We start from the raw sequence: 25,306 nt of genomic DNA on the forward strand, positions 1-25,306 counted from the left end.
TCCCTTGGCCTCCCGTTAGTCACGACGAAAGCCCTCGCTCGCCGTCAACAGCCGGCGTGTATAGTCCTGCGAGAATTCGCGCCTTTCCAGCGCCTCCACGGGCACTGTTTCCACGACCTCTCCCGCCTTCATCACCGCCACCCGTTCGCACATGTGGCTGATGACGCCGAGATCGTGACTGACCATGATGAAAGTGAGGTGCCGGTCGCGGCGCGCCTGTTCGAGCAGGTTCAGGATCTCCGCTTGGATGGACGCGTCGAGCGCCGAGGTGGGCTCGTCCAGAAGCAGTATCTTCGGCTCGACGATCAACGCCCGCGCGACGGCGACGCGCTGCCGCTGCCCCCCGGAAAGCTGGTGCGAATAGCGGAAGCGGAAACCGGATCCGAGCCCCACCTCATCCAGGGCCCGTGCGATACGCCGGTCGACCTCGTCGAAACCGTGGATTACCAGCGGCTCCAGCAACAGCCTGTCCACCGTCTGACGCGGATGCAGTGAGCCATAGGGATCCTGGAACACCATCTGGACGGTGCGGTAGAAACTCGTATCGCGCTTCCGGCCGTCATAGCTGCGGCCATCCACCGTCAGGCTTCCCTCCTGGAAGCGGGTCAGCCCGGTGACCGCCCGCAGCAGGGTGGATTTCCCGGACCCGGACTCACCGACGATGCCGAACGAGTCGCCATCATTCACATCGACGCTCACCCGGTCGAGGGCCGCGAACCCGTCATAGACGACGGTCATGTCGCGTACGGAAAGGGCCGCCGTCATAGTGCCCACTCCGGCTTTCGCTCCAGTACGGGAAGCGGATGGCGATGTTCGCCGATCTGTGGCAGGCAGTTCAGCAGGCCCTGCGTATAGGGATGCTTCGCGGCATGCAGGTTGGCCGACGAAAGCTCCTCCACGACCCGCCCTGCATACATCACGAGAACCCGGTCGCAGAAGGTCGAGACCAGCCGCAGGTCGTGGCTGATGAAGATCAGCCCCATCCCCCGTTCAGCCACGAGCTTGTCCAGTATCCCCAGCACCTCGATCTGCACGGTGACGTCGAGCGCAGACGTGGGTTCATCGGCAATCAGCAGTTCCGGCCCGCAGATCAGCATCATGGCGATCATCGCCCGCTGGCCCATCCCGCCCGAGACCTCGTGCGGATAGAGGGTGAAGACCCGTTGCGGGTCACTAATCTGCACCGCTTCCAGCATGGCGAGCACCCTCGCCTTCGCTTCTGATCGGCCGACATCCTCGTGCGTCTGCAAGGTCTCGACGATTTGCCTACCGATCGTCATCACCGGGTTCAGCGAGTATTTCGGATCCTGCAGGACCATGGCCATGCGCCTGCCGCGCAGTCGGCGTCGCTCCTTGAGCGACAATCGCAGCAGGTCCTCGTCCGCGAAGGTCAATCGGTCCGCGCTGATCACCGCCTGCGGCGCCGTCAGCCCCATGATGGCCCGGCCGGTCTGCGACTTTCCGGAGCCCGATTCCCCGACGATCCCCAGGCGCTCACGGCCGAGTTCGAAGGAGACCCCGCGAACGGCCTTGACCAGTCCGGTGCGCGTTGGAAAGCTGACGTTCAGGTTCTTCACGTTCAGTAGCGGCGTCATTGCCCCGCCTCCTTCGGATCAAGCGCATCACGCAGTCCGTCGCCGAGCAGGTTGAAACCAAGGCTGACGATAAGGATGGCAAATCCGGGCATGGCGGCCACCCACCACTGGTCGAGAATGAACCGGCGGCCGGAGGCGATCATAGCCCCCCATTCCGGCAGCGGCGGCTGGGCACCGAGACCCAGAAAACCGAGACCGGCGGCCGTCAGGATGATCCCGGCCATGTCGAGCGTCACCCGGACGATCAGCGATGAGAGGCAGAGGGGCATGACATGACGCAGCACGATCCGCGACGGAGAGGCACCCATCAGCCGCACGGCGGAGATGAACTCGGAGTTGCGGAAGGTCATCGTCTCCGCCCGGGCGATGCGTGCATAGGGTGGCCAGGAAGTGACGGCAATCGCCAGGATCGCATTCTCGATGCCGGGTCCGAGCGCCGCAACCAAGGCAAGCGCCAGCACCAACTTCGGAAATGCGAGGAAGATGTCGGTGATCCGCATCAGTACGGCGTCCACCCATCCGCCGGCATAGCCGGAGACCGTGCCGACGATCAGTCCGACAGGTGCCGCGATGACCGCGACCAGCACCACGACCAGCAGCGTCAGGCGCGAACCGTGGATCAGGCGCGAGAGGATGTCACGGCCCTGGTCGTCCGTGCCGAGGATATAGCCATCGGCGCCCGGCGGCAGCAGCCGTGCGTTTCGCAGATCGCCCTGCAACGGATTGTGCGGAGCAAGGACATCCGCGAACGCCGCCACGAACAGCAGCGCGAGCAGGATCAGCAGACCGAGAAGGGCCAGGCGGTTCTCCGAAAAGCGCCGCCAGATGACATAGGCGCGACCGAGCCGCGCCTGCCGGCGCGACGACGGCCTGTCCGACAGCAGCCACTCGCGGCTGTAGGGTCTGGGAGGTGTCTCGGCAATGCTCATCGGCTGCGCGTCCTCGGATCGAGCGTCCGGTAGAGAAGGTCGGACAGGAGGTTGATGCCGACGAAGACGGAGCCGATGACCACGGTCCCGCCAAGCACGGCATTCATGTCCGCATTCTGCAGTGAATTGGTGATGTAGAGCCCAAGCCCTGGCCAGGCGAAGATCGTTTCCGTCAGTACCGAGCCTTCCAGAAGGCCTGCGTAGGAGAGCGCAATCACGGTGACGAGCGGAACCGCAGCATTGCGGAGGGCGTGGAACCAGATGATCCTGGCCTCCGACAGACCTTTCGCCCGCGCCGCCACGATATACTCCTGCGAGAGTTCGTTCAGCATGAACGACCGGGTCATGCGGCTGATATAGGCGAGCGAGAAATAGCCGAGCAGCGAGCCGGGAAGGATGATGTGCCGGAAGAGGTCCCAGAGCACATCCCACTGTCGCTGCATGGCCGCGTCGAGGAGGAAGAAGCCGGTGACGGGGGTGAAGCTGTATTCGTAGACGATATCGACGCGGCCCGGATAGGCGACCCAGTTGAGTTTCGCGTAGAAGAGGAGCAGCGCGAGCAGGCCCAGCCAGAAAATCGGTACCGAATACCCGACGAGGCCGATCACCCGCACGACCTGGTCGATGATCGAGCCGCGCTTGACGGCCGCGAGCACGCCGAGCGGCACGCCGAAGACCGCGCCGATGATCGTGCCGACCGTCGCGAGCTCGATCGTCGCGGGGAAGACCCGCTTTATGTCGGTCAGCACGGGGTTGGTGGTCAGGACCGAGGTCCCGAAATCGCCCGACAGCGCTTGCTTCAGGTAGATCCAGAACTGCTGGTAGAGCGGAAGGTGAAGACCGAGCTCCAGCCTTACCCGTTCGACCACATGCGCCGGCGCACGATCACCGACGATCGCGAGCGCCGGATCGATCGGCACGACGCGGCCGATGAAGAAGGTGACGGCAAGCAGGCCGAGGAATGTCGTGGCGACCGTCAGCAGGAAGCCGAGGATCGCCAGCCCGCGACGCCTGGCGCGGCTCTCGCCGCGCCGGAGCGTCGCATTGGTGTCAGAAATAGCCAAGGTTCGACCCGACTATTCCTTGGTGACGCTATGGAGGAAGTTGGTATCGAAGCTCGGACCGAGCTTGTAGTTCTTCAGCTTGTCCGAATAGCCGGCCACTTCCGTCTGCTGGAAGATAATCACGAAGGGACCCCGCTCCAGGACCTCCTCCTGAAGCTCCTCGTAGATGGCCGCGCGCTTGTCGCTGTCCTTCTCGAGAAGGGCGGCCTGGGTCTTCTCAGTCAGATCCTGCGGATCCCAGGCATTGCGCCAGGCCAGCGTCTTATTGGTGCCCTCATCCGAATTGTCCGCATTGTAGGTGAAGGTCTCGGCATTGGAGTTCGGGTCGAAATAGTCCGAACCCCACTGACCGATATAGATGTCGTGCTGGCGCGCGCGGTATTTGGTCAGCGTCTGCTTGCCGTCGCCGGGGATGATCTCCAGCTTGATGCCAGCCTGGGCCAGCGTCTGCTGCACGTTTTCGGCAATGCCCGTCACCGGCTGCGTGTTGCGCACGTCCATCGTCACCGAAAAGCCGTCGGCAAGTCCTGCCTTGGCAAGCAGTTCCTTGGCCTTCTCGACGTTCAGGCTGTACGGCGTGTCGTTCGATGCTCCGAGCTGGCCGGCGGGAAGGAATGTCTGATGGATCGTGCCGATGCCCTTGATCAGCGTCTCGCCGATTGCGTCATAGTCGACGAGATACTTGAAAGCCTCCACCACCTCGGGCTTCGCCAGGTTCTCGTTCTTCTGGTTCAGGCTGAATTAGTAGATCGTGCCCTTCGGCGCAGATGTGGTGTCGAGACCTTCCTTGTCGGAGATCGCCTGGATGTCGCCGGGCTCGAGGTTCCGGGCCACATCAATATCACCGTTCTCGAGCGCAAGGCGCTGGCCGGCACTTTCCTTCATGTGGCGGTAGATGACCCGCGCCAGGGGGGCCTTTTCGCCGAAATAGCTGTCGTTCCGCTCCAGCACGACGACCTCGTTCGCACGCCATTCGCGCAGCTTGAACGCGCCCGAACCCGCATAGCCGGTCTTCAGGAAGGCATTGCCGAAATCGCTGTCGTACTTGTAGTCCTCGCTCGGAGTGACCGGCTGGGCGTTCTCCATGACCAGCTTCTTGTCGACGACCGACGCCACAGTCGAGGTCAGCACGTTAAGGACGAAGCTCGGTGCGTAGGGCTTGTCGACGGTGAGTACGAACGTGCTTTCGTCGGCAGCCTTCGCCTTCTCTGTGACGTTGTCCCCGGTGAGCCCGAACTGGGTCAGCAGGAAGGCGGGGGACTTGTCGAGCTTGACGGCACGCTCGAACGAGAAGGCAACATCGTCCGCGGTGATCGGGTTGCCCGAAGCGAAGGTGAGGCCAGGCTTCAGCTTGAACGTGTAGGTCAGGCCGTCATCGGAGACCGTCCAGCTGTCCGCAAGCTCTCCCACGACCTTCGACGTGTCGTTGAGGTCAAGCCCGACGAGCTTGTTGTAGGTGTTGGCCGTCACTTCGGCGGTCGAGATCTCGAAGGCTTCCGCGGGATCAAGCGTGATGATGTCGTCGAAGGCCCAGCCCTGCACCAGCGTGTCGGCCGGAGTTGCGGCAAATGCCTGCGGCGTCCCGGCCAGAAGCAGCGCCATTGCGGCACTCGATGCCATCAGGCGCACGCGTTTGTTCAGCAAGTCGATCATTGTTCTTGTTCCCCTGTTGATCAGTTGCTTTTCCGGCAGTCGGCCCGCTATTCGCGCCAGGCCGATGCCAGGATTCTGAGCCAGTTCTCCCGGCAGATCTTCTTCAAATCGTCGTCACCGTATCCCGCGCCCCGGAGGGCCGCAACCAGATTTTGAGTGCCTCCGGCATCCCCTATGGCCGCTGGAATCGTGGCCCCGTCGAAGTCTGATCCGAGGGCGACATGCTCGATTCCCATGCGCTCCACCAGGTAGTCCACATGACGGACCATGTCAGAAATCGGGGTATCGGCACTGTCGCGTGCATCGGGCCGCAACATGGTCACGGCGTAGTTCAGCCCCACGATACCCTTCGTCTCCCGGATGGCATCCAGTTGCCGGTCGGTCAGGTTGCGGGCGACGGGTGTCAGGGCATGCGCATTCGAATGGCTGGCGACGAGCGGCTGGTCGGTGGTCTTCGCGACGTCCCAGAACCCCTGTTCAGTTATGTGCGCAAGGTCAACGAGAATGCCCATCCGGTTGCAGGCTCGCACCAGCTCGAAGCCCGCCTCGGTGAGCCCCGGCCCCGCGTCCGGCGACCTCGGGTAGGAGAACGGAACACCGTGGCCGAAGATATTGTTGCGGCTCCAGACCGGGCCAAGCGACCGCAGCCCCGCCGAATAGAAGACCTCCAGGTTGTCGAGATCGGCATCGATAGGCTCGCATCCCTCCATGTGAAGAACGGATGCAAACACCCCGTCTGCCATCGCCTGGCGGATGTCCGCCGTGGAGCGACAGATGCGCCACGCCCCTGCCCTTTCCAGCCGTAGCGCAATTGCGGTCTTTTCGAGAGCGATCTCGAGCGAGGGTTCGAGCACAAGCGGCGCGGCCAGCGGCGTGTCGTAGTGGCCGGATGCGTCCGGCTCCTTGAGGATCAGGTCGCCGGACGGGATGTAGATGGCGCAGAAGCCACCTGCGAGCCCACCCGCTCTGGCGCGCGGGGAATCGATATGTCCGTTCGTCACCCCGCCGATATACTCGGCAATCGGATCACCGCCCGCCTTCATCGTTCGCCAGAGCCGCAAGAGCACGTCGTTGTGGCCGTCGAACACGAGTTCCATGGAATGTCCTGAGAAGCTTGAAAGGGGAGTCGGGTGCGGATGTCTCGCCAATCCTATCCAGCACGCCTATGGCCGCAAGCCCAATTTCGCGATCCTGAACCGTTGAGCAATGCTACCAGGCGATCACCTCGCCACCGCGATAGCGTTCCACCTCCTCCAGAAGCCAGGAGCGGAAGGCGACCACGGGACGGAAGTCCGTCTTGGTGAGGGGTGCAACCGCATAATAGGCGCTCGGGCTGCGCACCTGATGCGGATAGGCCTGTACCAGTTGCCCTGTTGCGAGTTCGGAATCGATCAGGAAGAGCGGCATCAGCGCGACGCCCAGTCCGGCTGCACAGGCCTGCGCGACACTGCCAAACTGTTCGAACCGCATGCCCTGCGCAGGTCCACCGGCAATGCCCATGCTCTGGAACCAATGAGCCCAGGCACCGGGCCGAGAAGCCATGTGCAATAGCGGCAGGCTCAGGATATCTTCCGGACGCGTGATCGGATGCTCCGCAAGGAAGGCGGGGCTGCAGATCGGCGCAACCATTTCCTCCATCAGGAAGGTACAGTCGGCGCCCGGCCAGTCGGGCTGGCCGATATGGATCGCCATGTCGATGCCGTCGCGATCGAAGTCGAAGACGCCGATGCGGGTGGCGAAGTTCAGCGTGATCTCCGGATGCCGGGCAACGAAGCCTGGAATGCGGGGCATCAGCCAGCGGGTGCCAAAGGTCGGAAGGATCGCGAGGTTCAGGGTGTCGCTATGCCGTTTCGTCATGGCCTGCAGCGACGCAGACCGGATCTGCGACAAGGCGGCGCCGACCGATTTCGCGTATTCCGCCCCCGCCGACGTCAGCACGACGCCGCGACTTGTTCGCTCGAAGAGAAGGATGCCCAGCAGGTCTTCGAGCCCGGAAACCTGCCGACTGATTGCCCCTTGCGTCAGCGCCAGCTCTTCCGCAGCCGCCGAAAAGCTGCGCAGGCGCGCAACGGATTCGAACGCCGCAAGAGCCGCGGTGGAGGGAAGCAATCGTCGACTGAGGCTGGTCATGCCTCATATTACTATCAGTCATGGGAGAATGAGTAAACGCGCCTTGCCGTGTCGAAGGCGCTGACCGATAATCCGGCAACAACAATTGGAGGTTCACCGTGAGCGGACGCGCAGCATTTTCCTGGGAAGACCCCTTCCTTCTCGACGACCAGTTGACCGATGAAGAGCGCATGATCCGCGACGCGGCAGCCGCTTTCGGCAAGTCGGAACTCCTGCCTCGCATTCAGGAAGCCTATCTCAACGAAACGACCGAGCCGGAACTCTTCCGCCTGATGGGCCAGGCCGGACTTCTCGGCGTGACGCTCCCGGAGAAATATGGCGCGGCCGATGCAAGCTACGTGGCCTACGGGCTGGTTGCGCGCGAAGTCGAGCGTATCGACAGCGGCTACCGTTCGATGATGAGCGTCCAGTCCTCGCTGGTGATCTATCCGATCTACGCCTATGGCTCCGAGGAGCAGAAGGACAAGTACCTGCCCGGGCTGATCTCCGGCGAACTGATCGGCTGCTTCGGACTGACGGAGCCGGATGCCGGCTCCGATCCCGGCGGCATGAAGACTCGCGCCGAGAAGATCGACGGCGGCTATCGCCTGCGCGGCTCCAAGATGTGGATCTCAAACGCGCCGATCGCGGATGTCTTCGTCGTCTGGGCAAAATCGGAGGCCCATAACAACGAGATCCGCGGCTTCGTGCTCGAAAAGGGCATGAAGGGCCTGTCGGCGCCGAAGATCGGCGGCAAGCTGTCGCTGCGTGCCTCAATCACCGGCGAGATCGTCATGGAGGGCGTCGAAGTCGGTGAAGATGCACTGCTTCCCAACGTCTCCGGACTTAAAGGGCCGTTCGGCTGCCTCAACCGCGCCCGCTACGGCATCTCCTGGGGCGTCATGGGTGCGGCGGAAGACTGCTGGTTCCGCGCCCGCCAGTATGGCCTCGACCGCAAGCAGTTCGGCAAGCCGCTCGCCGGCACCCAGCTCTACCAGAAGAAGCTTGCCGACATGCAGACCGAAATCGCCCTCGGCCTGCAGGCATCGCTCCGCGTCGGCCGCCTGATGGACGAGAAGAAGATGGCGCCGGAAATGATCTCGATCGTCAAGCGCAACAATTGCGGCAAGGCGCTCGACATCGCCCGCCAGGCCCGCGACATGCATGGCGGCAATGGCATCCAGATCGAGTATCACGTCATGCGCCACGCGCAGAACCTCGAGACGGTCAACACCTATGAGGGCACCCATGACGTCCATGCTCTGATCCTTGGCCGCGCCCAGACCGGCATCCAGGCATTCTTCTGATACACTAAACCTATGCCGGCGGCCGCTTGCCGCCGGCATAGGCCGCCGGTGTCGTCGGGGGCCTTGGATCGATCTGCAGGAAGGCCTATGTGAAGGAAGCGGAAAGAGCGATCTTGCCGCTATTCACGCCATTTCCCGGGGCTCCTCCGGCGTCCAGCCCGCAGGATCTGCCGCCGACATGTCCGTTCCGGCACCACCGGCTCCGGTCTTCCAGATCACGAAGGTTTACGCGATGCACTCCTATCCCGACGTTCAGCTCTTCATCGATGGCACCTGGCGCGACGCCGCCGGCGGCGAGACCATTCCTGTTTCGGATCCGGCTACGGAAGAGGTGATCGGCAAGATTGCACACGCCCGTCACGCGGATCTCGACCTGGCGCTTGAAGCGGCTGAACGCGGCTTCAAGGTCTGGCGGGAAACCTCTCCCCTCGAGCGTTCGAAGATCATGCGCAAGGCCGCCCAGCTGCTGCGCGAACGCGTCGGCTACGTCTCCTGGCTGATGACCCGCGAACAGGGCAAGCCGCTGGCGCAGTCCAAGGCCGAGATCCTCGGCGCGGCCGATACGATCGACTGGTTCGCCGAGGAGGGCCGTCGCACCTACGGGCAGGTCATCCCGTCGCGCTTCAGCGGCGTATCGCAGATGACGGTGAAGCTCCCCGTCGGCCCCGTTGCCGCCTTCACGCCGTGGAACTTCCCGATCAACCAGATCGTTCGCAAGCTCTCCGCAGCGCTTTGCACCGGCTGCTCGATCATCGTCAAGGCACCCGAGGAAACGCCCGCCTCTCCGGCGGAACTGATCCGCGTCTTCGTTGACGCCGGTGTGCCCGCGGGTGTCGTGAACCTCGTCTACGGCATCCCGTCGGAGATCTCGGAGTACCTGATCCCGCATCCGGTCATCCGCAAGATTTCCTTCACCGGCTCCACTCCGGTGGGTAAGCACCTGGCTGCCCTGGCGGGCCAGCACATGAAGCGCGCCACGATGGAGCTCGGCGGCCATGCCCCGGCGATCATCTTCGACGATGCCGATCTGGAAAAGGCAATCGAGGTGACCGCGGCCGCGAAGTACCGCAATGCAGGCCAGGTCTGCGTCGCACCCACCCGCTTCCTGGTTCAGGACGGTATCGCGGACCGGTTCGTTGAAGGGTTCGTCAAGGCGTCCCAGGCGATCAAAGTGGGCAACGGGCTGGAAGAAGGCGTGACCATGGGTCCGCTTGCGAACGAGCGCCGCATCCCTGCCATGGAGGAAATGATTCACGACGCAGTTTCCAACGGTGCGGAGCTGAAGACCGGCGGCAAGCGGATCGGCAACAAGGGCCATTTCTTCGAGCCGACGGTGCTCGCGAACGTGCCGACTTCAGCCAAGATGATGAACGACGAGCCGTTCGGTCCGCTCGCCATCATCAACCGCTTCTCGTCGATTGAGGACGCACTCGAGGAAGCGAACCGCCTGCCCTTCGGGCTCGCGTCCTATGCCTTCACCGGTTCGGTGAAGACGGCCCATGCACTGAGCCGCCACATGGAGGCGGGTATGCTGACCATCAACCACAACGGACTGTCGATCCCGGAAGTGCCCTTCGGCGGCATCAAGGATTCAGGATACGGCACGGAAGGCGGCTCGGAAGCAGTCGAGGCCTATCTGGAGACCCGTTTCGTCACCCAGATGAACTGAGACGTCCTCGCGCTATGCAAAAAGGCCGGCGGATCGATCCGCCGGCCTTCTTACGTATCTCGCCTATTCGGCAGCAAACACCTGCGCCCGCCGCAGGGTCACGAAACCCTGCTCACCCGCTCGGATCGCCAGCTCCGGCTCCACGTCGAATTCCAGATGTTCGCTATCGACTGTGATCGCCATGACGCGGCGCCCGCCGGGCCGATCGAGGACACGCGTGATGGTCGCAGCGATACCCGGCCCCGTAGGTGACCAATCAAGATCACCGGGACGCGCATAGACCTCTGCCGCGCCATCATCCACGCCACGAGCAGGCACCGAGGCGCCTCCCGAATAGGCGATGCCGCCGCGCACCTCCGCCGAAAACCGGTTCGCGTCACCGAGGAAGCGTGTCACGAAGGCAGTCTTCGGATCGCGGCAAACGGTCTCCGGTGTTCCCTCCTGCACGATCGTCCCCTCGTTCAGGATCACCACCCGGTCCGCAAGGTCGAGCGCCTCTTCCTGATCGTGGGTCACGAAGAGCGTGGTAATCCCGAGTTCGTCGTGGATCTCTCGCAGCCAGCGCCGCAGATCGCGGCGAACGGCGGCATCGAGTGCGCCGAAGGGTTCATCGAGCAGCAGCACTTTCGGATCAACGGCAAGGGCCCGAGCCAGGGCGACACGCTGACGCTGCCCGCCGGAAATCTGTGCCGGGAAGCGTTCGCCCAGACCCTCCAGCCGCACGAGCCGCAACAGATCCTCGACGCGCTGGGCGATCACCGCCTTCTCGCGTGTGACCTTCGAGACCTTCATCCCGAAGGCGATGTTCTCCGCCACGGTCATGTGCGGGAAGAGCGCGTAGTGCTGGAAGACGAAGCCGACGCCCCGCTCGCGTACCGGAATGTCCGTCGCGTCCTGCTCCCCGAAATAGATGTGCCCGCCGTCGGCGTATTCGAGGCCGGCGACCATGCGCAGGATCGTCGTCTTGCCGGAACCCGAGGGCCCGAGCAGGGCAACCAGTTCACCGCTCTCGATGTCCAGCGAGACGTCCCGGACGGCTCGGAAGGTATCGAAGGTTTTGAAGACGTGCTCGAGGCGGATTTTCATGGCTTTGGCTCCACGGCAGGCATAACCGGCGCCGACAAGGCGGGACGACGAACACGTCCCGCACCCTGCCGCTCCAGCGCGACCTTGGCGATGATGGTGAATACGGCGATGACCGCCAGTATGGAGGCCGAGGCAAAGGCGCCGGCCGCCTGGTAGTCATGGTAGAGCAGCTCGATATGCAGCGGCAGCGTGTTGGTCTGGCCGCGGATATTGCCGGACACGACGGACACGGCACCGAACTCGCCCATCACGCGGGCATTGCAGAGCACCACCCCGTAGAGCAGGGCCCACTTGATGTTCGGAAGCGTGACGGAAAAGAAGGTTCGCCAGCCCGATGCGCCGAGCGAGGTCGCAGCTTCCTCAAGATCCCGCCCCTGCGCCTGCATCAGCGGGATAAGTTCACGCGCTACGAAGGGTGCGGTGACGAACATGGAGGCAAGCACGATGCCGGGCAGCGCGAACAGCACCTTCACATCGTAGGCGTCGAACAGTGGCCCGAGATAACCCTGCAAACCGTAAACGAAGAGGTAGGCGACACCGGCGACGATCGGTGAGATCGAGAAGGGGATCTCGATCACAACCAGCAGGAAACGGCGACCGGTGAACTCGAACTTGGTGATCGCCCAGGCTGCGGCCACCCCGAATATCGTATTGATCGGGACAGCGATCAGCGCAGTCACCACCGTCAGGAAAATGGCGTGGCGCGTGTCGGGATGGACGAGCGTCGAGGCATAGACGCGCCAGCCTTCCGAGAAGGCTTCGAACCCGATGACGATGAGCGGGGCCAGGATCAGGAGCGCGCCGATGATCAGTACGAGTGCGATCAGGGACCGGCGAAATAGTGGCTGGTCGCCGACGCGCGGCGGCTTGCGGCCGGGATGGGCGCCAGACATCGTCAGTTCCTCACGGTGTAGCGCAAGGCCCGCGCCTGCAGCAGGTTGGTAATCGCCAGCATTGCGAAGGCCGTGAAGAGCAGGACGGAGGCGATGGCGGCGGCGGCTTGGTAGTCGTATTCCTCCAGGCGGATGAAGACGAGAAGAGCCGTGATCTCTGTCGACATGGGCTGGTTGCCGGCGATGAAGATGATGGCTCCGAACTCGCCCAGCGAGCGCGCGAAAGAGAGCGACAGCCCGGCCAAGAGCGCCGGCTTCAGCAGGGGAAAGATCACCTTCCGGAAGATCGTCCAGTCCGAGCCGCCCAGTGATTGACCAGCCTCTTCCAGCGCCGGATCGAGATCCTCCAGCACCGGCTGCACCGTCCGCACGATGAACGGCAGCGACGTGAAGCACATGGCGATCATGATGCCGAGCGGCGTGTAGGCGACTTTGATACCCAGGTCGGAAAGGACCGAGCCGAACCAGCCGTTACTGGCGAACAGCGCGGTCAGCGAAATCCCCGCAACGGCAGTGGGCAAGGCGAAAGGGAGGTCGACCATGGCATCGACGAGCCGCCAACCAGGGAAGCGGTAGCGGGTCAGGACCCAGGCCAGCGCCAGACCGAAGACCAGGTTGAACGCCGTCGCGCCCAGTGCAGTGAGCACCGTCACGCGGTAGCTTGCCACCGCCCGCGGGGACGAGATGATCGACCAGTAATCGGCAGGACCAAGGCTGGCCGCCTTGAAGATCAGTGCCGTGAGGGGCAGCACCACGATCAGGCCGACATAGAAGAGCGTGACGCCGAGCGAAAGTGACAGTCCCGGCAGGACATTGCGTCTCAAGCGTATTCCCCTGTTCTTGGAATGCGAAACCCGACGGTCTTTCAACCGCCGGGAGGGTCGTCCTGGGAGACGGATCAGCGGCTGCCGTACAGCGTGTCGAGAATGGCGCCGGAGGCGAAGTGCTCCTCCTGAATCTTGCTCCAGCCACCGAAGACATCATCGACGTTGACGAGACGGATATCCGGGAACTGGTCCTTGAATTCGGCGGAAACCGTCTCGTTATGGACACGGTGACCAAATTCGGCGGCAATCCGCTGCCCTTCTTCCGTATAGAGGAAGTCGAGATAGCTCTTTGCGAGATCGCGGGAGCCACGCTTGTCCACCACCTTGTCGACAATCGCCACCGGGAACTCCGCAAGCAGGCTGACGGACGGCACGACCGCGTCGAACTTGTCTTCGCCATACTGCTTGGCAATGGCGCGGGTCTCGGCCTCGAAAGTAATGATCACGTCGCCGATCTCGCGCTCGACGAATGTGGTCGTTGCGGCGCGGCCGCCGGTGTCGAAGACCGGGACGTTGTCGAAGATCTTGCTGATGAACGCTTCGACCTTCTCCTCGTCTCCACCGAAGGCTTCCTTCGCGTAAGCGGTTGCCGCGAGATAGGTGTAGCGGGCATTGCCAGAGGTCTTCGGGTTCGGGAAGATCACCTGCACGTCGTCGCGCGCCAGATCGTTCCAGTCCTTGATGTTCTTCGGGTTGCCCTCGCGCACCAGGAAGGACGGGAAGGAGTAGAAGGGAGAGGCGCTGTTAGGGAAATCCTGCTGCCAGTCATCCGAGACGAAGCCCTGCTTCACCAGGAAGTCGATGTCAGTAACCTGGTTGAAGGTGACGACATCCGCTTCCAGTCCCTCGACGATCGCGCGTGCCTGCTTCGACGTACCGGCATGCGACTGGTCGATGGTGACGCCGGGGTTCTGCTTCACAAAGGCTTCGTTCTCCGCCGCAAAGATTTCGCGGGCGATGTCGTAGGACGCGTTGAGGAGGGTAGTCGGCGACTGAGCAAAGGCCGGCGCGGCAAACAGGGCGGCGAGAGCAGTGCCAAGGACGAGGAGGCGGTTCATGAAGGTCTCCGGAATTCGTTGATGTCCCGGAAGGTACCGATTGATCCCTGCGACTGCGAGGAACCGGCGCCCCACGCCGCAGCCCGCATGGGAATTCTGTTCCTTTTATCGGTAGACGCACGACAGATATCTCCCACCACTAGGAGAGAAGCCCATCTTGGAGAATACGATACTCAGAGGCGATGGTCGGGAAACAGGCTGCCATGCTTGCCGCCGAGATAGGCCCCGATGCTCTCCGCGCGTACCTCATCGAGGCTTGCGGGCGACCATTGCGGGTTGCGGTCCTTGTCGATGATTGCCGCACGCACCCCTTCGTAGAAGTCGTGATTGCGCAGAATCTCCACGCCCGCACCGAACTCCCGTTCGAGGCATTCCACGAGTCCCGAGCTCTGGCGTCCGGCGCGCAGCAGGCGCAATGTCAGCCTTAGGCTGGTCGGCGAACGCTTGAGCATTGTGTCGCGGGTGGTGGCGGCGAACTCCCCACCCTCATCGGCGAGTGCTTCAAGGATGTCTTCGACACGGTCGAAGCCAAAGCAGCGATCGATCACGGACCGGTTCTTCTCGAGTGCGCTCTCTGTAGTCGGAACTGAAAAACGAGCAATCGTCGCTTCGACGCTTCCGTCGTCTGCTTCTCCAGAGAGCGCCCCAATCGCTTCCACCAGCGCATCCAGTCGATCCGACGGTACAAGCACGTCGGCAAGTCCCGCGTAGATCGCACCGGCTGCGTCGACCTCGATGCCGGTCAGCCCCATCCAGGTTCCTACTTCACCGGGGGCCTGCGGCAGGAGCCAGGTGGCACCCACATCCGGAAAATAGCCGATACCGGTCTCGGGCATGGCAAGCCGCGTCCGCTCCGTCACGATGCGATGACGGCCATGGGCAGAAAGCCCGACACCGCCCCCCATCGTGATGCCGTCCATCAGAGCCACATACGGTTTGGGATAGCGTGAAATGGCATAGTTGAGCGGAAATTCCTCACGCCAGAAGCGGGTCGCTTCGGGATCGCTACGCTTTCCCATGTCATAGAGCACGCGGATGTCGCCGCCGGCACAGAGGCCCCTCTCGCCTTCTCCCTTCAAGATGACGGCCCGGATGGACGCATCGTCCAGATACTGCTCCATCGCCTCCCGGATCGCCCGAACCATTGGCAGATTGAGGCTGTTCAGCGCCTTCGGCCGATTGAGCCGGATCACCGCAGCCGATCCCACCCTGTCGAGAATGACTTCGTCGCTCATCGCCCTACCTCCCTCTTCATCGATTGTCGGCCAGAATCATCTCCGCCGCCTTCTCGGCAATCATGATAGTCGGGGAGTTGGTGTTGCCGGAAACGATATTCGGCATGATCGACGCATCCGCTACACGCAGACGTCCTAGTGCTCGCAACCGCAGGCGCGGATCGACAACGCTGTCGGGATCGGCTCCCATGCGCACGGTGCCGACCGGATGGAAGATTGTCGTTCCGATATCGCCCGCCGCCTTTTCCAAATCGGCGTCGCTCTCGTAGCTCGGCCCCGGCTTGTACTCCTCCGGATGGTAGCGCGCGAAGGACGGCTTGCGGACGATCTCCCGCGTGAGCCGGATCGCCTTGACCGCGACTTCGCGGTCGGCCGGTGACGACAGGTAGTTCGGCTTGATCGCCGGCGCTGCGGCAAAGTCGCTGCTCTTCACATGAACCGAGCCGCGGCTTTCCGGCCGGAGGTTGCACACGCTGGCGGTCATGGCCGGGAAACCATGGACAGGATCGCCGAACTTGTCGAGAGAGACAGGCTGGATGTGGTATTGCAGGTCGGGCATCTCCTTGTCCGGGCCCGATCGCGTGAATATCCCGAGCTGGCTCGGCGCCATGGACATCGGCCCTGAACGGCGGAAGGCGTATTCGAGACCGATCGCCGCCTTGCCGATGAGGCGTGATGCCTTCTCGTTGAGTGTCGGAACGCCTGTGACCTTGTAGACCATGCGTAGCTGCAGGTGATCCTGTAGGTTCTCCCCGACGCCCTTCACCTCCTTGACAACCTCGATCCCGGCCTGCTGCAGCACGTCGCCGCGGCCGATCCCGGAAAGCTCGAGGATCTGTGGCGAGCCGATGGAACCTGCACTCAGGATGGTTTCGCGGGAGGCGAAGGCTTGCTTTGCAACCCCGCCATGCTGGAACTCGATCCCCTTCACCTCGCCACCCTCGACAATCAGCCGCCGTGCATGGGCCTTGGTCAGGACAGTCAGGTTACGCCTTCCCTTGGCCGGCCGAAGGAAGGCCTTGGAGGTGTTCCAGCGTATCCCCGACCGCTGATTGACGTCGAAATATCCAGAACCCTCGTTGGAGCCGCGGTTGAAGTCTTCGGTGATCGGGATGCCGGCCTCTTCGGCCGCCTTCTGGAAGGCATCGAGCACCGCCCAGCGCACCCGCGACTTCTCCACCAGCCATTCCCCGCCGGCGCCGTGGAGGTCGTCGGCGCCACGGTAATGGTCCTCCGATTTCTTGAAAAAGGGCAGCACATCGTCCCACCCCCAGCCTTCGCAGCCCAGCTGACGCCAGAGGTCATAATCTCGCGCCTGGCCGCGCATGTAGATCATGCCGTTGATGGATGAGCAGCCGCCCAGCAGTTTGCCGCGCGGATAGGAGAGCGAGCGGCCGTTCAGCCCCTCTTCCTTCTCGGTGGTGAAGCACCAGTCGGTGCGCGGGTTGTTAATGCAGTAGAGATAGCCGACCGGAATATGAACCCAGTGATAGTTGTCGGTGCCGCCGGCTTCCAAGAGCAGCACACGGTTGCGGCTGTCGGCCGACAGCCGATTGGCGAGCACGCATCCCGCGCTTCCCGCCCCCACGACGATGTAGTCGTACTGTTCCATTCCGCGTCTCCAAAGGCTCGCCGTCACCACAGACGAAGCCTGCAGTCCAGTTGCCTCGATTTCATGCGATGGACGCGCGCTGAGGCGCGTCCGGTCCGCCCTACTGCCTGTGTTCGAACCCGAGCCTGCGACCGAGCCGCGAGGCGTAGAACTCGCCGATGATGCCGCGGCGGAAGACGAGCACGCAGACCATGAAGACGACGCCGGTGATGATCGTGACCGGGAAATCGGAGGTAGCCAGATAGTTCTGTAGCGTCACCACCAGACCAGCACCAAAGATCGGTCCGATCAGGGTGCCGATGCCGCCAAGCAGAGTCATCAGGATCACCTCGCCCGACATCTGCCAGGTCACGTCCGTCAGCGTCGCGAACTGGAAGACGAGCGACTTCACGCCGCCGGCGAGCCCGGCGAGCGCTGCCGACATGACGAAGGCACCGAGCTTGTAGTGGGCCACCGAGTAACCGAGCGACGTCGCCCGTGCCTCGTTCTCGCGGATCGACTTCAGGATCATGCCGAAGGGCGAGTTGACGAAGCGCCATATGACGGCGAGGCCGATGATGAAGACGGCCAGCACGAAGTAGTACATGTTCGTCGCTACATTGAGATCGATGAAGCCGAAGAGATGTCCGCGCGGCACCTGCTGTATGCCATCCTCGCCGCGCGTGAATTCCGCCTGAAGGCAGAAGAAGAAGAACATCTGCGACAAGGCGAGCGTGATCATCGCGAAGTAGATGCCCTGGCGGCGGATGGCGACGAAGCCCATGACGAGGCCGAGCACGGCCGCTCCCGCCACGCCGAGCAGCACGCCAAGCTCCGGCGTCCAACCCCATTCCTTCACCGCATGCGCGGTGAAATAGGCCGCACCACCGAAGAAGGTGGCATGGCCGAAGGACAGAAGACCCGTATAGCCGAGCAGCAGATTGAAGGCGCAGGCAAAGAGCGCGAAGCAGAGGAGCTTCATCAGGAAGATCGGGTAGAAGAAGATCGGCGCGACAAGCAGGAAGGCAAGCCCCGCCAGAAGGAACGCCGCATAGGTGAACGACGCCACCGGCGCCCTTTCGTTCCGTATGCCGGTTGTCGTGTGGGTGGTATGGCTCATGTCACGCATCCCGTCCGAAGAGGCCTGCCGGCCTGATGAGCAGCACGATCGCCATGATGACGAAGATGACGATGTTGGAGGCTTCCGGATAAAAGACCTTGGTCAGTCCCTCGGCGATACCGAGCATATAGCCGGTGATGATGGCGCCCATGATCGAGCCCATGCCACCGACAACGACGACGGCGAAGACGACGATGATGATGTTCGTGCCCATCAGCGGCGAGACCTGGTAGATCGGAGCCGCAAGCACGCCGGCAAAGGCCGCCAGTGCCGCTCCAAGCCCATAGGTGAAAGTCAGGAGCAAGGGCACGTTGACGCCGAAGGCCTGCACGAGCACCGGATTTTCGGTTGCAGCCCGGAGATAGGAACCGAGCTTGGTCTTCTCGATCAGCAGCCATGTGGCGATGCAGGCGACAAGCGAGATGACGACCACCCAGCCGCGATAGATCGGCAGGAACATGAAGCCGAGATTGGTGCCGCCGGCCAAGGCTGCGGGAACCGAATAGGGTTGTCCGGCCGCGCCGTAAAGGTAGCGGAAGGTTCCCTCGATCGTGAGCGCCAGTCCGAAGGTGAAGAGTAGACCGTAGAGATGGTCTAGCTTGTAGAGCCGGCTCAGCATTGTCCGCTCGATGGCGGCACCCACAACTCCAACGATGATCGGTGCAACGAATAGAGCGACCCAGTAGTTGATGCCGAAATACTGCAGGAGGAGCAGCGCCACGAAGGCACCCAGCATGTACTGCGCCCCGTGAGCGAAATTGATCACGCGCAAAAGGCCGAAGATCACCGCCAGCCCGAGGCTGAGAAGGGCATAGAAGGAGCCGTTGATCAGTCCGATGAGCAACTGGCCAAGAAATGCCTGGATCGGGATCCCGAAGATCATCGTCATGGTCAAACCCCCAGAACCTTGTGAAGCATGTCCATCCGCTCGGGCAGTTCGCCGACGGGGAAGTCGGCCATCATCTGGCCATGCTCCATGAGATAGAAACGATCAGCGACGCGGCTGGCAAAGCGGAAGTTCTGCTCCACCAGAAGCACGGTCATGCCCCGTTCCTTGAGTTTTGTCAGAACCTCGCCGATCCTCTGGACGATCACGGGCGCGAGGCCCTCCGTCGGTTCATCGAGGACCAGCAGCCGGACACCGGTGCGAAGAATGCGGGCGATCGCCAGCATCTGCTGTTCACCGCCGGAAAGCTTCGTGCCAGGGCTCGTCCGCCGCTCGAGGAGGTTGGGGAAGAGTTCGTAGATCTCGTCGAGTCCCATGCCGGTACCGGCGACGACCGGCGGCAGCATGAGGTTCTCCTCGACCGTCAGCGTCGCAAATATTCCCCGCTCCTCCGGCACGAAGCCAATCCCCGCATGGGCCGTGCGATGGAGCGGCACGTCCATCATGTCGCGGCCGTCGAAGAGGATCTGGCCCTTGCGCTCGCGAACGATGCCCATGATCGTCCTCAGTGTCGTCGTCTTGCCGACGCCGTTGCGGCCGAGAATGGTGACCATCTCGCCTTCGCCGACCGTCATGTCGACGCCGTGCAGAACGTGGCTCTCTCCGTACCAGGCATTGAGGCCGGAAACCTGAAGCAGCGGTTTCATCTCAGGCCTCCTCGGTGCCCATGTAGGCGGTGCGAACCCGCGGGTCCTGGCTGACGGTCGCATAATCGCCTTCGGCAAGGATCTCGCCTCGCTGCAGGACGGTAACGTGATGGCAGATATCGGCAACGACCGAGAGATTGTGTTCGACCATCAGCACGGCGCGCTCCTTGGCGACGTTGCGGATGATGCTGGAAACGGTGCCGATGTCCTCCTGCCCCATGCCGGCCATGGGCTCGTCAAGCAGCAGGACCTTGGGATCGAGCGCCAAGGTGGTGGCGATTTCGAGCACGCGCTTGCGGCCATAGGATAGATCTGCCGCGACCGTGTTACGGGCGTCAGCCAGCCCAACCGCCGCAAGGAGCTCCTCGGCGCGCCGGTTCAGGCGATCGAGCGACGACATCGGCAGCCAGAATTGCGTTGCCAGATTGTTGGGCCGCTGCAGCGCCACCCGCACGTTATCCAGCACCGTCAGGTGCGGAAAGACCGCCGAAATCTGGAACGAGCGCACCAGCCCCATGCGCGCTACCTTGTCAGGCGCGGTGTTGGTAATATCAGTTCCCAGCAGGCTGATCGTGCCGGCCGAAGGCTGGAGGAATTTGGTGAGAAGGTTGAAGACCGTGGTCTTGCCGGCACCGTTCGGACCGATCAAGGCGTGCACGCGCGCGTGATGGACGTCGAGGTCGACATCCTTCACCGCCGCGAACGCCCCGAACACCTTGGTGAGGCCGCGGGCGGAAAGCACCACCCGCGGCTCCTCATGCGTCTGAACCGCAGTAATCGCCATGACGGCTTACTTCACCAGTTCGCAGCCGCTCTTGGCGGGGTCGATATAGGCTTCGTCACCCGGGATCGTCGACAGAACGTTGAAGTAGTCCCAGGGCTCGTCGCTTTCGCCCGGCTTCTTGACCTGGAGCAGATACATGTCGTGGATCATACGGCCATTGGCTCCGACCTTGCCGTTACGAGCAAAGAAGTCATCGACCGGCATCTCGTGAAGAGCCTTGGCAACCGCTTCAGTCTCATCCGTTCCAGCCTTCTCGATGGCCTTCAGGTACTGCATCACGGAGGAATAGGTGCCTGCATGGACCATGTTCGGCATCTTGCCTGTCCGTTCGAAGAAGCGCTTGCCGAACTCACGGCTCTGGTCATCGAGGTTCCAGTAATAGCCTTCCGTCAGCGTCAGCCCCTGCGCTGCCTCTACACCGAGACCATGGACTTCCGCCAACGTGAACAACAGGGCCGCGAGGTTCTGGCCACCCGCAGTGATGCCGAACTCGGCAGCCTGCTTGATCGCGTTCGCGGTATCGAGACCGGCATTGGCGAGGCCGATGACCTTGGCGCCGGAGGACTGCGCCTGCAGCAGGAATGACGAGAAGTCATTCGTGGCGAGCGGATGACGAACGGCACCGACCACGTTACCGCCAGCCGATTTCACGAAAGTACCCGTCTGCTCTTCAAGCGAGTAGCCGAAGGCATAGTCCGCCGTCAGGAAGAACCAGCTGTCGCCGCCCTGCTTCACGAGCGCGCCACCGGTGCCGACGGCGAGTGCGTGGGTGTCATAGGCCCAATGGAAGCCGTAGGGGCTGCACTGCTTTCCGGTCAGGTCCGTCGTCGCGGCACCCGTGACCATGTTGATCTTCTTCTTTTCTTTGCTGAGCGCCTGCACTGCGAGCGCAACCGACGATGTCGTCAGTTCCATGATCGCATCGACCTGCTCGGTGTCATACCACTGGCGAGCAATGTTGGACGCGATGTCGGGCTTGTTCTGGTGGTCGGCATCCACCAGCTCGACCGGAACGTCCAGCACCTTCCCACCGAAATCCTCGATTGCCATCTTCGCGGCTTCGACAGACGACTTGCCGCCGAAGTCAGCATAAACGCCGGACTGGTCGTTCAGGATGCCGATCTTGACCTTACCGTCCGAGGCGCTTTGCGCCAGTGCGGCGGTGCTACCAGCCAGCAGGATTGCCAGCGACGTGACGATGTTCTTCCGCATGATGTTCTCCTCCCAGAGAAAGCCAGATTGTGAGTCTGTTCAATTTTGGAAGATCGCCCTCCTCAAGGCGACCCTTACCGCGGCGCATCGTTCCGGAATTCCGTGATTGACGCAAGGCGATATGAGCATCTAATTGCAAACAAGGTCTGTGCATTTTTGAACAGAAGACAATGTCTACTAATCCGAGCTTTACCTGGGACGACTTGCAGTACTTCCTGGCGGTTGCCAGGACCGGGCAGTTATCCACCGCCGCCCGTCACCTGCGAACGAGCCACGCGACTGTTTCGCGCCGGATCGACAGGCTGGAATTCGTGCTGAAGGTGAAGCTCTTCGAGCGCAATCCGCGCGGCTATGTGCTGACGACCGTCGGCCAGCGGTTCGTCGAAACCGCAGAGAAGATCGAGGCCGAGACCGATCGGCTGCAGGCGGATGTCGCCGCAGGCGCGATGATCCAGCGCGGCGTCATCCGGTTGAGCGCGCCGGAAGGCTTTGCCAACTTCTTCTTTTCGCAGCAGATGGGAGCCTTCTTCGAACGCCATCCTAATATCTCGCTCGAACTGGTGACAATTCAGCAGATCATGTCGCTTTCCCGCAAGGAGGCCGACATTGCCGTTACGCTCGACCCGCCAAAGGCCGGCCCCTACCGCACCGAGAAGATCACCGACTACACGCTGAACGTCTATGCCTCACGCGACTATCTCGCCCGGGCGGCACCGATTGGCGAACGTGACGATCTCCTGGCGCATCCGTTCATCGGCTATATCCAGGACATGATCTTTGCGCCGGGCCTGGATTACCTCGGCGATGTCCATCCGGGGATCAAGCCACAGTTTCAGAGCTCCAGCATCTTCGCACAGCTCACTGCAACGAAGAACGGGCTCGGCCTTTGCGTGCTGCCCCATTTTATCGCCCGCCGGCAGCCGGATCTCCAGATCGTCCTGCCGCAGGAGATCACGCTCACTCGCAACTACTGGCTCGCCTGCCACCGCGACCTCAGCAACGTGCCGAGAGTGCGGTCCGTGTCGGACTTCATCTACGCTGCGGTGCGGGCAAGCCAAGACGCTTTCCTGCGTCCCCCATCAGGCGCGGACAGCCCGACCTTTCAGCAGGATCATCATGCGGAAATGACTCCCGGTATCCGTATCCGTACCAGGCGCCGGGGGACCTGAACATGCGCTGCCAGAACCCCTACGTTTTCGAACTGGAACCGCGGCCACCACTTGACGTTTGTCACTCCTGATCGATTTAAGGCCGAATCTGAGGGGGAAACAGATTTCAATGCCACATGAGTTACCCGTGACCGCGATTCAGGACGAGCGTTATCGCCTCCTCGTCGACGCGATCACTGACTACGCGATCTACATGCTGGACCCCGAGGGACGGATAAGCAGCTGGAACCCCGGGGCGGAACGCTTCAAGGGCTACCGTGAACCGGAGGTCCTCGGGCATCACTTCTCGCGGTTCTACACGCCGGAAGACAGGGCGCGGGGTCTTCCGGCGACAGCACTGCACCGTGCCCGGACGGAAGGCCGGTTCGAGAACGAAGGATGGCGCGTAAGGAAGGACGGAAGCCGTTTCTGGGCACACGTCATCATCGACCCCATCTGGAGCTCTTCCGGCAGCCTCCTGGGCTTTGCGAAGATCACGCGGGACCTGACGGAGCGGCGACAGGCGGAGCTGGAGCTGAAGTCAAGCGAGCAGAAGTTTCAGCTGCTGGTGCAGGCCGTCAGCGACTATGCGATCTACATGCTCGATCCGACGGGCCACATCACCAACTGGAACTCCGGCGCGCAACGCATCAAGGGCTACAGCGCCGAGGAAATCATCGGCTCCCACTTCTCGCGCTTCTATACCGAGGAAGACCGGGCTTCCGGCTTGCCTGAATTCGGCCTGGAAACGGCGCGGCGGGAGGGCCGGTTCGAGAAGGAAGGCACCCGGGTTCGCAAGGACGGCTCGCGGTTTCTCGCCCAAGTGACCATTGACGCCATCCGCGACGAAACGGGGGAACTCCTCGGCTTTGCGAAGGTCACTCACGACATTACCGAGAAGGTCGAGGCCCAGAATGCGCTGAACAGAGCGCGGGAGGAGCTTTTCCAGGCCCAGAAGATGGAGGCGATCGGACAACTGACCGGCGGCATCGCCCATGACTTCAACAACCTGCTCATGGCAATCCTCGGCAGTCTCGAGATCCTCAAGAAACGGCTTCCGGACGATCCGTCGATGATGCCTCTCCTCGACAATGCAATCCAGGGCGCCGACCGGGGCGTCGCGCTGATCCAGCGTATGCTCGCCTATTCGCGACGGCAGGATCTGCATCTGGCGGCCGTCGACATCCCTTCGGTCGTGGCGGGCATGATGGAGTTCGTGCAGCGATCCGTCGGCGCGGCAATCCAGATCCAGACGGTTTTCGAGGAAGGGCTTCCCGCCGTTCTGACCGACGCGGTCCAGCTGGAAACCGCTCTCCTGAACCTTATCGTCAACGCCCGCGACGCCATGCCCAATGGTGGCACGATCACGATAGGTGCCTCTCGAATGCAGGCTCCAGCGGATCCCTCCGAGCCCCGGGCCCCCGGACTTCTTCGCCTCTCCGTCAGCGATACCGGCGAGGGCATGGACGAAGAGACGCTGGAGCGGGCGGCTACGCCCTTCTTCACGACCAAGGGCGTCGGCAAGGGGACCGGCCTTGGCCTCTCCATGGTTCAGGGGCTTGTCGAGCAGTCGGGGGGCAAGCTGCTTATCGAGAGCCGCAAGGGTAAAGGAACAACTATCTCGCTCCTGCTCCCGCTGGCGCACCCGACGGCATCCTCCCAGCCTTCTCCGGAAGCAACACCCAGGCAGGCATTGCCTGAGTTGCCGGCCTCGCTGAAAATACTTGCTGTCGATGACGATGCTCTGGTCCTCATGAACACGACGCTGATGCTGGAGGATCTCGGGCATCAGGTCGTTGAGGCGTTCAACGGCGCTAAAGCCCTGGAGGTTCTGGAAAAGGGCGAGAGGTTCGATCTTGTGCTTACCGATCACTCCATGCCCAAGATGACGGGTGCAGAGTTGGCGACCCGCATCCAGGAACGCTGGCCGAGCCTTCCGGTCGTTCTCGCGACCGGCTATGCTGAACTCCCCTCGGGAGAAGGCGGAAAGCTCCCGAAGCTCTCAAAGCCGTTTTCCCAGAGCCAGTTGGCCGAGATACTCGCCTTGACGCTGCCGGGGCGCTGAACAAAACGGTATGGCGATGCGTTGATCCGGGGTTTCAATCCGGAGAAAAACGATCATGGTCTTCAAGCATCAAAGCTTCCACGAACATCCCCCAACGGTTGAAAACGAATTTCCACCGGCGGCCGCTTTGGAAGGGGCGGTCTCCGATGCCTTGGCGGCGGCCGGCGGCATCGACGCGACCGGCGTTCACGTCATCGCTGAAGGTTCCACGATCATGTTGACAGGATCAGTTATGTCGGAACCCGAAGTCGCTCGCGCAGAGGAGGTCGCCCGAAGCGTCGCTGGCGTCAGCAATGTGCGCAATGACATCAAGTCCGGCAGGATTGCCTGATCGAGCAGAGTCGAGGCGGAGGTTGCCAACCACCGCC

At 62.4% G+C, this 25,306-nt stretch carries 22 protein-coding genes and 1 pseudogene; 5 read left to right on the forward strand and 18 right to left on the reverse strand.

The window, feature by feature from the left end; all coding sequences use genetic code 11:
• Nucleotides 1-15: 15 nt before the first annotated feature.
• From FN060_RS05825 to FN060_RS05855, 7 genes and pseudogenes are all read right to left on the reverse strand, one after another.
• Nucleotides 16-765, reverse strand: a complete 750-nt coding sequence (locus FN060_RS05825; protein ID WP_142587277.1) for an ABC transporter ATP-binding protein — start codon at nucleotides 763-765, stop codon at nucleotides 16-18.
• Nucleotides 762-1,595 carry an ABC transporter ATP-binding protein gene (locus tag FN060_RS05830; protein ID WP_142587278.1) on the reverse strand — a complete coding sequence of 278 codons (834 nt, stop codon included), beginning with the start codon at nucleotides 1,593-1,595 and terminating at the stop codon, nucleotides 762-764. Before FN060_RS05830 ends, FN060_RS05825 begins: the two co-directional genes overlap by 4 nt.
• Nucleotides 1,592-2,524, reverse strand: a complete 933-nt coding sequence (locus FN060_RS05835; protein ID WP_052639513.1) for an ABC transporter permease — start codon at nucleotides 2,522-2,524, stop codon at nucleotides 1,592-1,594. Before FN060_RS05835 ends, FN060_RS05830 begins: the two co-directional genes overlap by 4 nt.
• Nucleotides 2,521-3,582 (reverse strand): ABC transporter permease, encoded by a 1,062-nt coding sequence (locus FN060_RS05840; RefSeq protein WP_425312161.1) that lies wholly within the window; start codon nucleotides 3,580-3,582, stop codon nucleotides 2,521-2,523. The genes FN060_RS05835 and FN060_RS05840 overlap by 4 nt, the downstream gene beginning before the upstream one ends.
• A gap of 18 nt (nucleotides 3,583-3,600) precedes the next feature.
• A pseudogene (locus FN060_RS05845) lies at nucleotides 3,601-5,241 on the reverse strand (ABC transporter substrate-binding protein).
• Between the two features lie 47 nt (nucleotides 5,242-5,288).
• A complete protein-coding gene (locus FN060_RS05850; RefSeq protein WP_142587280.1) occupies nucleotides 5,289-6,338 on the reverse strand; it encodes a dipeptidase in 1,050 nt (349 codons plus the stop codon).
• A 112-nt stretch (nucleotides 6,339-6,450) separates the two neighbouring features.
• On the reverse strand, nucleotides 6,451-7,371 hold the full coding sequence (locus tag FN060_RS05855; RefSeq protein ID WP_052639517.1) for a LysR family transcriptional regulator: 921 nt from the start codon (nucleotides 7,369-7,371) through the stop codon (nucleotides 6,451-6,453).
• 98 nt (nucleotides 7,372-7,469) lie between these two features.
• On the opposite strand from FN060_RS05855, the gene FN060_RS05860 reads away from it, so the two are divergent.
• Both FN060_RS05860 and FN060_RS05865 read left to right on the forward strand, forming a co-directional pair.
• A complete protein-coding gene (locus tag FN060_RS05860) occupies nucleotides 7,470-8,657 on the forward strand; it encodes an acyl-CoA dehydrogenase (protein WP_142587281.1) in 1,188 nt (395 codons plus the stop codon).
• A 232-nt stretch (nucleotides 8,658-8,889) separates the two neighbouring features.
• Nucleotides 8,890-10,326 carry an NAD-dependent succinate-semialdehyde dehydrogenase gene (locus FN060_RS05865; protein ID WP_142588383.1) on the forward strand — a complete coding sequence of 479 codons (1,437 nt, stop codon included), beginning with the start codon at nucleotides 8,890-8,892 and terminating at the stop codon, nucleotides 10,324-10,326.
• Between the two features lie 63 nt (nucleotides 10,327-10,389).
• Here FN060_RS05865 and FN060_RS05870 read toward each other — a convergent pair whose 3' ends face one another.
• The 11 genes from FN060_RS05870 to FN060_RS05920 form a co-directional block, all read right to left on the reverse strand.
• Nucleotides 10,390-11,412 carry a sulfate/molybdate ABC transporter ATP-binding protein gene (locus FN060_RS05870; protein ID WP_142587282.1) on the reverse strand — a complete coding sequence of 341 codons (1,023 nt, stop codon included), beginning with the start codon at nucleotides 11,410-11,412 and terminating at the stop codon, nucleotides 10,390-10,392.
• A complete protein-coding gene (cysW, locus tag FN060_RS05875) occupies nucleotides 11,409-12,305 on the reverse strand; it encodes a sulfate ABC transporter permease subunit CysW (protein WP_142587283.1) in 897 nt (298 codons plus the stop codon). The genes FN060_RS05870 and cysW overlap by 4 nt, the downstream gene beginning before the upstream one ends.
• A 2-nt stretch (nucleotides 12,306-12,307) precedes the next feature.
• Nucleotides 12,308-13,129: a sulfate ABC transporter permease subunit CysT gene (gene cysT, locus FN060_RS05880; protein ID WP_077549805.1), complete on the reverse strand. Its 822-nt coding sequence runs from the start codon at nucleotides 13,127-13,129 to the stop codon at nucleotides 12,308-12,310.
• A 74-nt stretch (nucleotides 13,130-13,203) separates the two neighbouring features.
• Complete coding sequence (gene cysP, locus FN060_RS05885) at nucleotides 13,204-14,190, reverse strand: thiosulfate ABC transporter substrate-binding protein CysP (RefSeq protein WP_142587284.1); 987 nt, start codon at nucleotides 14,188-14,190, stop codon at nucleotides 13,204-13,206.
• Nucleotides 14,191-14,363: 173 nt separating this feature from the next.
• Nucleotides 14,364-15,425 (reverse strand): enoyl-CoA hydratase/isomerase family protein, encoded by a 1,062-nt coding sequence (locus FN060_RS05890; protein ID WP_142587285.1) that lies wholly within the window; start codon nucleotides 15,423-15,425, stop codon nucleotides 14,364-14,366.
• A gap of 16 nt (nucleotides 15,426-15,441) precedes the next feature.
• The gene (locus tag FN060_RS05895; protein ID WP_142587286.1) at nucleotides 15,442-17,037 is read right to left on the reverse strand and encodes a GMC family oxidoreductase; all 1,596 of its coding nucleotides are present in this window, start codon (nucleotides 17,035-17,037) and stop codon (nucleotides 15,442-15,444) included.
• A 100-nt stretch (nucleotides 17,038-17,137) separates the two neighbouring features.
• Complete coding sequence (locus tag FN060_RS05900; protein WP_425312142.1) at nucleotides 17,138-18,145, reverse strand: branched-chain amino acid ABC transporter permease; 1,008 nt, start codon at nucleotides 18,143-18,145, stop codon at nucleotides 17,138-17,140.
• The gene (locus FN060_RS05905) at nucleotides 18,138-19,025 is read right to left on the reverse strand and encodes a branched-chain amino acid ABC transporter permease (RefSeq protein ID WP_142587288.1); all 888 of its coding nucleotides are present in this window, start codon (nucleotides 19,023-19,025) and stop codon (nucleotides 18,138-18,140) included. Before FN060_RS05905 ends, FN060_RS05900 begins: the two co-directional genes overlap by 8 nt.
• A 2-nt stretch (nucleotides 19,026-19,027) precedes the next feature.
• Entirely contained in the window at nucleotides 19,028-19,729 is a 702-nt protein-coding gene (locus FN060_RS05910) for an ABC transporter ATP-binding protein (RefSeq protein ID WP_142587289.1), read from the reverse strand.
• 1 nt (nucleotide 19,730) lies between these two features.
• Nucleotides 19,731-20,513: an ABC transporter ATP-binding protein gene (locus tag FN060_RS05915; protein WP_142587290.1), complete on the reverse strand. Its 783-nt coding sequence runs from the start codon at nucleotides 20,511-20,513 to the stop codon at nucleotides 19,731-19,733.
• 6 nt (nucleotides 20,514-20,519) lie between these two features.
• The gene (locus FN060_RS05920; RefSeq protein ID WP_142587291.1) at nucleotides 20,520-21,725 is read right to left on the reverse strand and encodes an ABC transporter substrate-binding protein; all 1,206 of its coding nucleotides are present in this window, start codon (nucleotides 21,723-21,725) and stop codon (nucleotides 20,520-20,522) included.
• 170 nt (nucleotides 21,726-21,895) lie between these two features.
• On the opposite strand from FN060_RS05920, the gene FN060_RS05925 reads away from it, so the two are divergent.
• The 3 genes from FN060_RS05925 to FN060_RS05935 all read left to right on the forward strand — a co-directional run bounded on the left by FN060_RS05925 (nucleotide 21,896) and on the right by FN060_RS05935 (nucleotide 25,269).
• Nucleotides 21,896-22,894 carry a LysR family transcriptional regulator gene (locus tag FN060_RS05925; protein ID WP_142587292.1) on the forward strand — a complete coding sequence of 333 codons (999 nt, stop codon included), beginning with the start codon at nucleotides 21,896-21,898 and terminating at the stop codon, nucleotides 22,892-22,894.
• 109 nt (nucleotides 22,895-23,003) lie between these two features.
• Entirely contained in the window at nucleotides 23,004-24,938 is a 1,935-nt protein-coding gene (locus FN060_RS05930; protein ID WP_142587293.1) for a hybrid sensor histidine kinase/response regulator, read from the forward strand.
• A 55-nt stretch (nucleotides 24,939-24,993) separates the two neighbouring features.
• Entirely contained in the window at nucleotides 24,994-25,269 is a 276-nt protein-coding gene (locus FN060_RS05935) for a BON domain-containing protein (RefSeq protein ID WP_142587294.1), read from the forward strand.
• The last annotated feature ends 37 nt before the right edge of the window (nucleotides 25,270-25,306 follow it).

The organism is Pseudorhizobium halotolerans, assembly GCF_902153235.2.
In the GTDB taxonomy this organism is placed as follows: domain Bacteria; phylum Pseudomonadota; class Alphaproteobacteria; order Rhizobiales; family Rhizobiaceae; genus Neorhizobium; species Neorhizobium flavum.

Excerpts from the sequence above, each read along its gene's own strand:
- FN060_RS05905 (WP_142587288.1), bottom strand. The coding sequence starts at position 19,025 with ATGACGATGATCTTCGGGATCCCGATCCAGGCATTTCTTGGCCAGTTG.
- FN060_RS05895 (WP_142587286.1), bottom strand. The coding sequence starts at position 17,037 with ATGGAACAGTACGACTACATCGTCGTGGGGGCGGGAAGCGCGGGATGC.
- FN060_RS05915 (WP_142587290.1), bottom strand. The coding sequence starts at position 20,513 with ATGGCGATTACTGCGGTTCAGACGCATGAGGAGCCGCGGGTGGTGCTT.
- FN060_RS05835 (WP_052639513.1), bottom strand. The coding sequence starts at position 2,524 with ATGAGCATTGCCGAGACACCTCCCAGACCCTACAGCCGCGAGTGGCTG.
- FN060_RS05920 (WP_142587291.1), bottom strand. The coding sequence starts at position 21,725 with ATGCGGAAGAACATCGTCACGTCGCTGGCAATCCTGCTGGCTGGTAGC.
- FN060_RS05910 (WP_142587289.1), bottom strand. The coding sequence starts at position 19,729 with ATGAAACCGCTGCTTCAGGTTTCCGGCCTCAATGCCTGGTACGGAGAG.
- FN060_RS05935 (WP_142587294.1), top strand. The coding sequence starts at position 24,994 with ATGGTCTTCAAGCATCAAAGCTTCCACGAACATCCCCCAACGGTTGAA.
- FN060_RS05855 (WP_052639517.1), bottom strand. The coding sequence starts at position 7,371 with ATGACCAGCCTCAGTCGACGATTGCTTCCCTCCACCGCGGCTCTTGCG.
- FN060_RS05850 (WP_142587280.1), bottom strand. The coding sequence starts at position 6,338 with ATGGAACTCGTGTTCGACGGCCACAACGACGTGCTCTTGCGGCTCTGG.
- FN060_RS05925 (WP_142587292.1), top strand. The coding sequence starts at position 21,896 with ATGTCTACTAATCCGAGCTTTACCTGGGACGACTTGCAGTACTTCCTG.
- FN060_RS05930 (WP_142587293.1), top strand. The coding sequence starts at position 23,004 with ATGCCACATGAGTTACCCGTGACCGCGATTCAGGACGAGCGTTATCGC.
- FN060_RS05890 (WP_142587285.1), bottom strand. The coding sequence starts at position 15,425 with ATGAGCGACGAAGTCATTCTCGACAGGGTGGGATCGGCTGCGGTGATC.
- FN060_RS05865 (WP_142588383.1), top strand. The coding sequence starts at position 8,890 with ATGCACTCCTATCCCGACGTTCAGCTCTTCATCGATGGCACCTGGCGC.
- FN060_RS05825 (WP_142587277.1), bottom strand. The coding sequence starts at position 765 with ATGACGGCGGCCCTTTCCGTACGCGACATGACCGTCGTCTATGACGGG.
- FN060_RS05870 (WP_142587282.1), bottom strand. The coding sequence starts at position 11,412 with ATGAAAATCCGCCTCGAGCACGTCTTCAAAACCTTCGATACCTTCCGA.
- cysP (WP_142587284.1), bottom strand. The coding sequence starts at position 14,190 with ATGAACCGCCTCCTCGTCCTTGGCACTGCTCTCGCCGCCCTGTTTGCC.
- cysW (WP_142587283.1), bottom strand. The coding sequence starts at position 12,305 with ATGTCTGGCGCCCATCCCGGCCGCAAGCCGCCGCGCGTCGGCGACCAG.
- FN060_RS05830 (WP_142587278.1), bottom strand. The coding sequence starts at position 1,595 with ATGACGCCGCTACTGAACGTGAAGAACCTGAACGTCAGCTTTCCAACG.
- FN060_RS05900 (WP_425312142.1), bottom strand. The coding sequence starts at position 18,145 with ATGCGTGACATGAGCCATACCACCCACACGACAACCGGCATACGGAAC.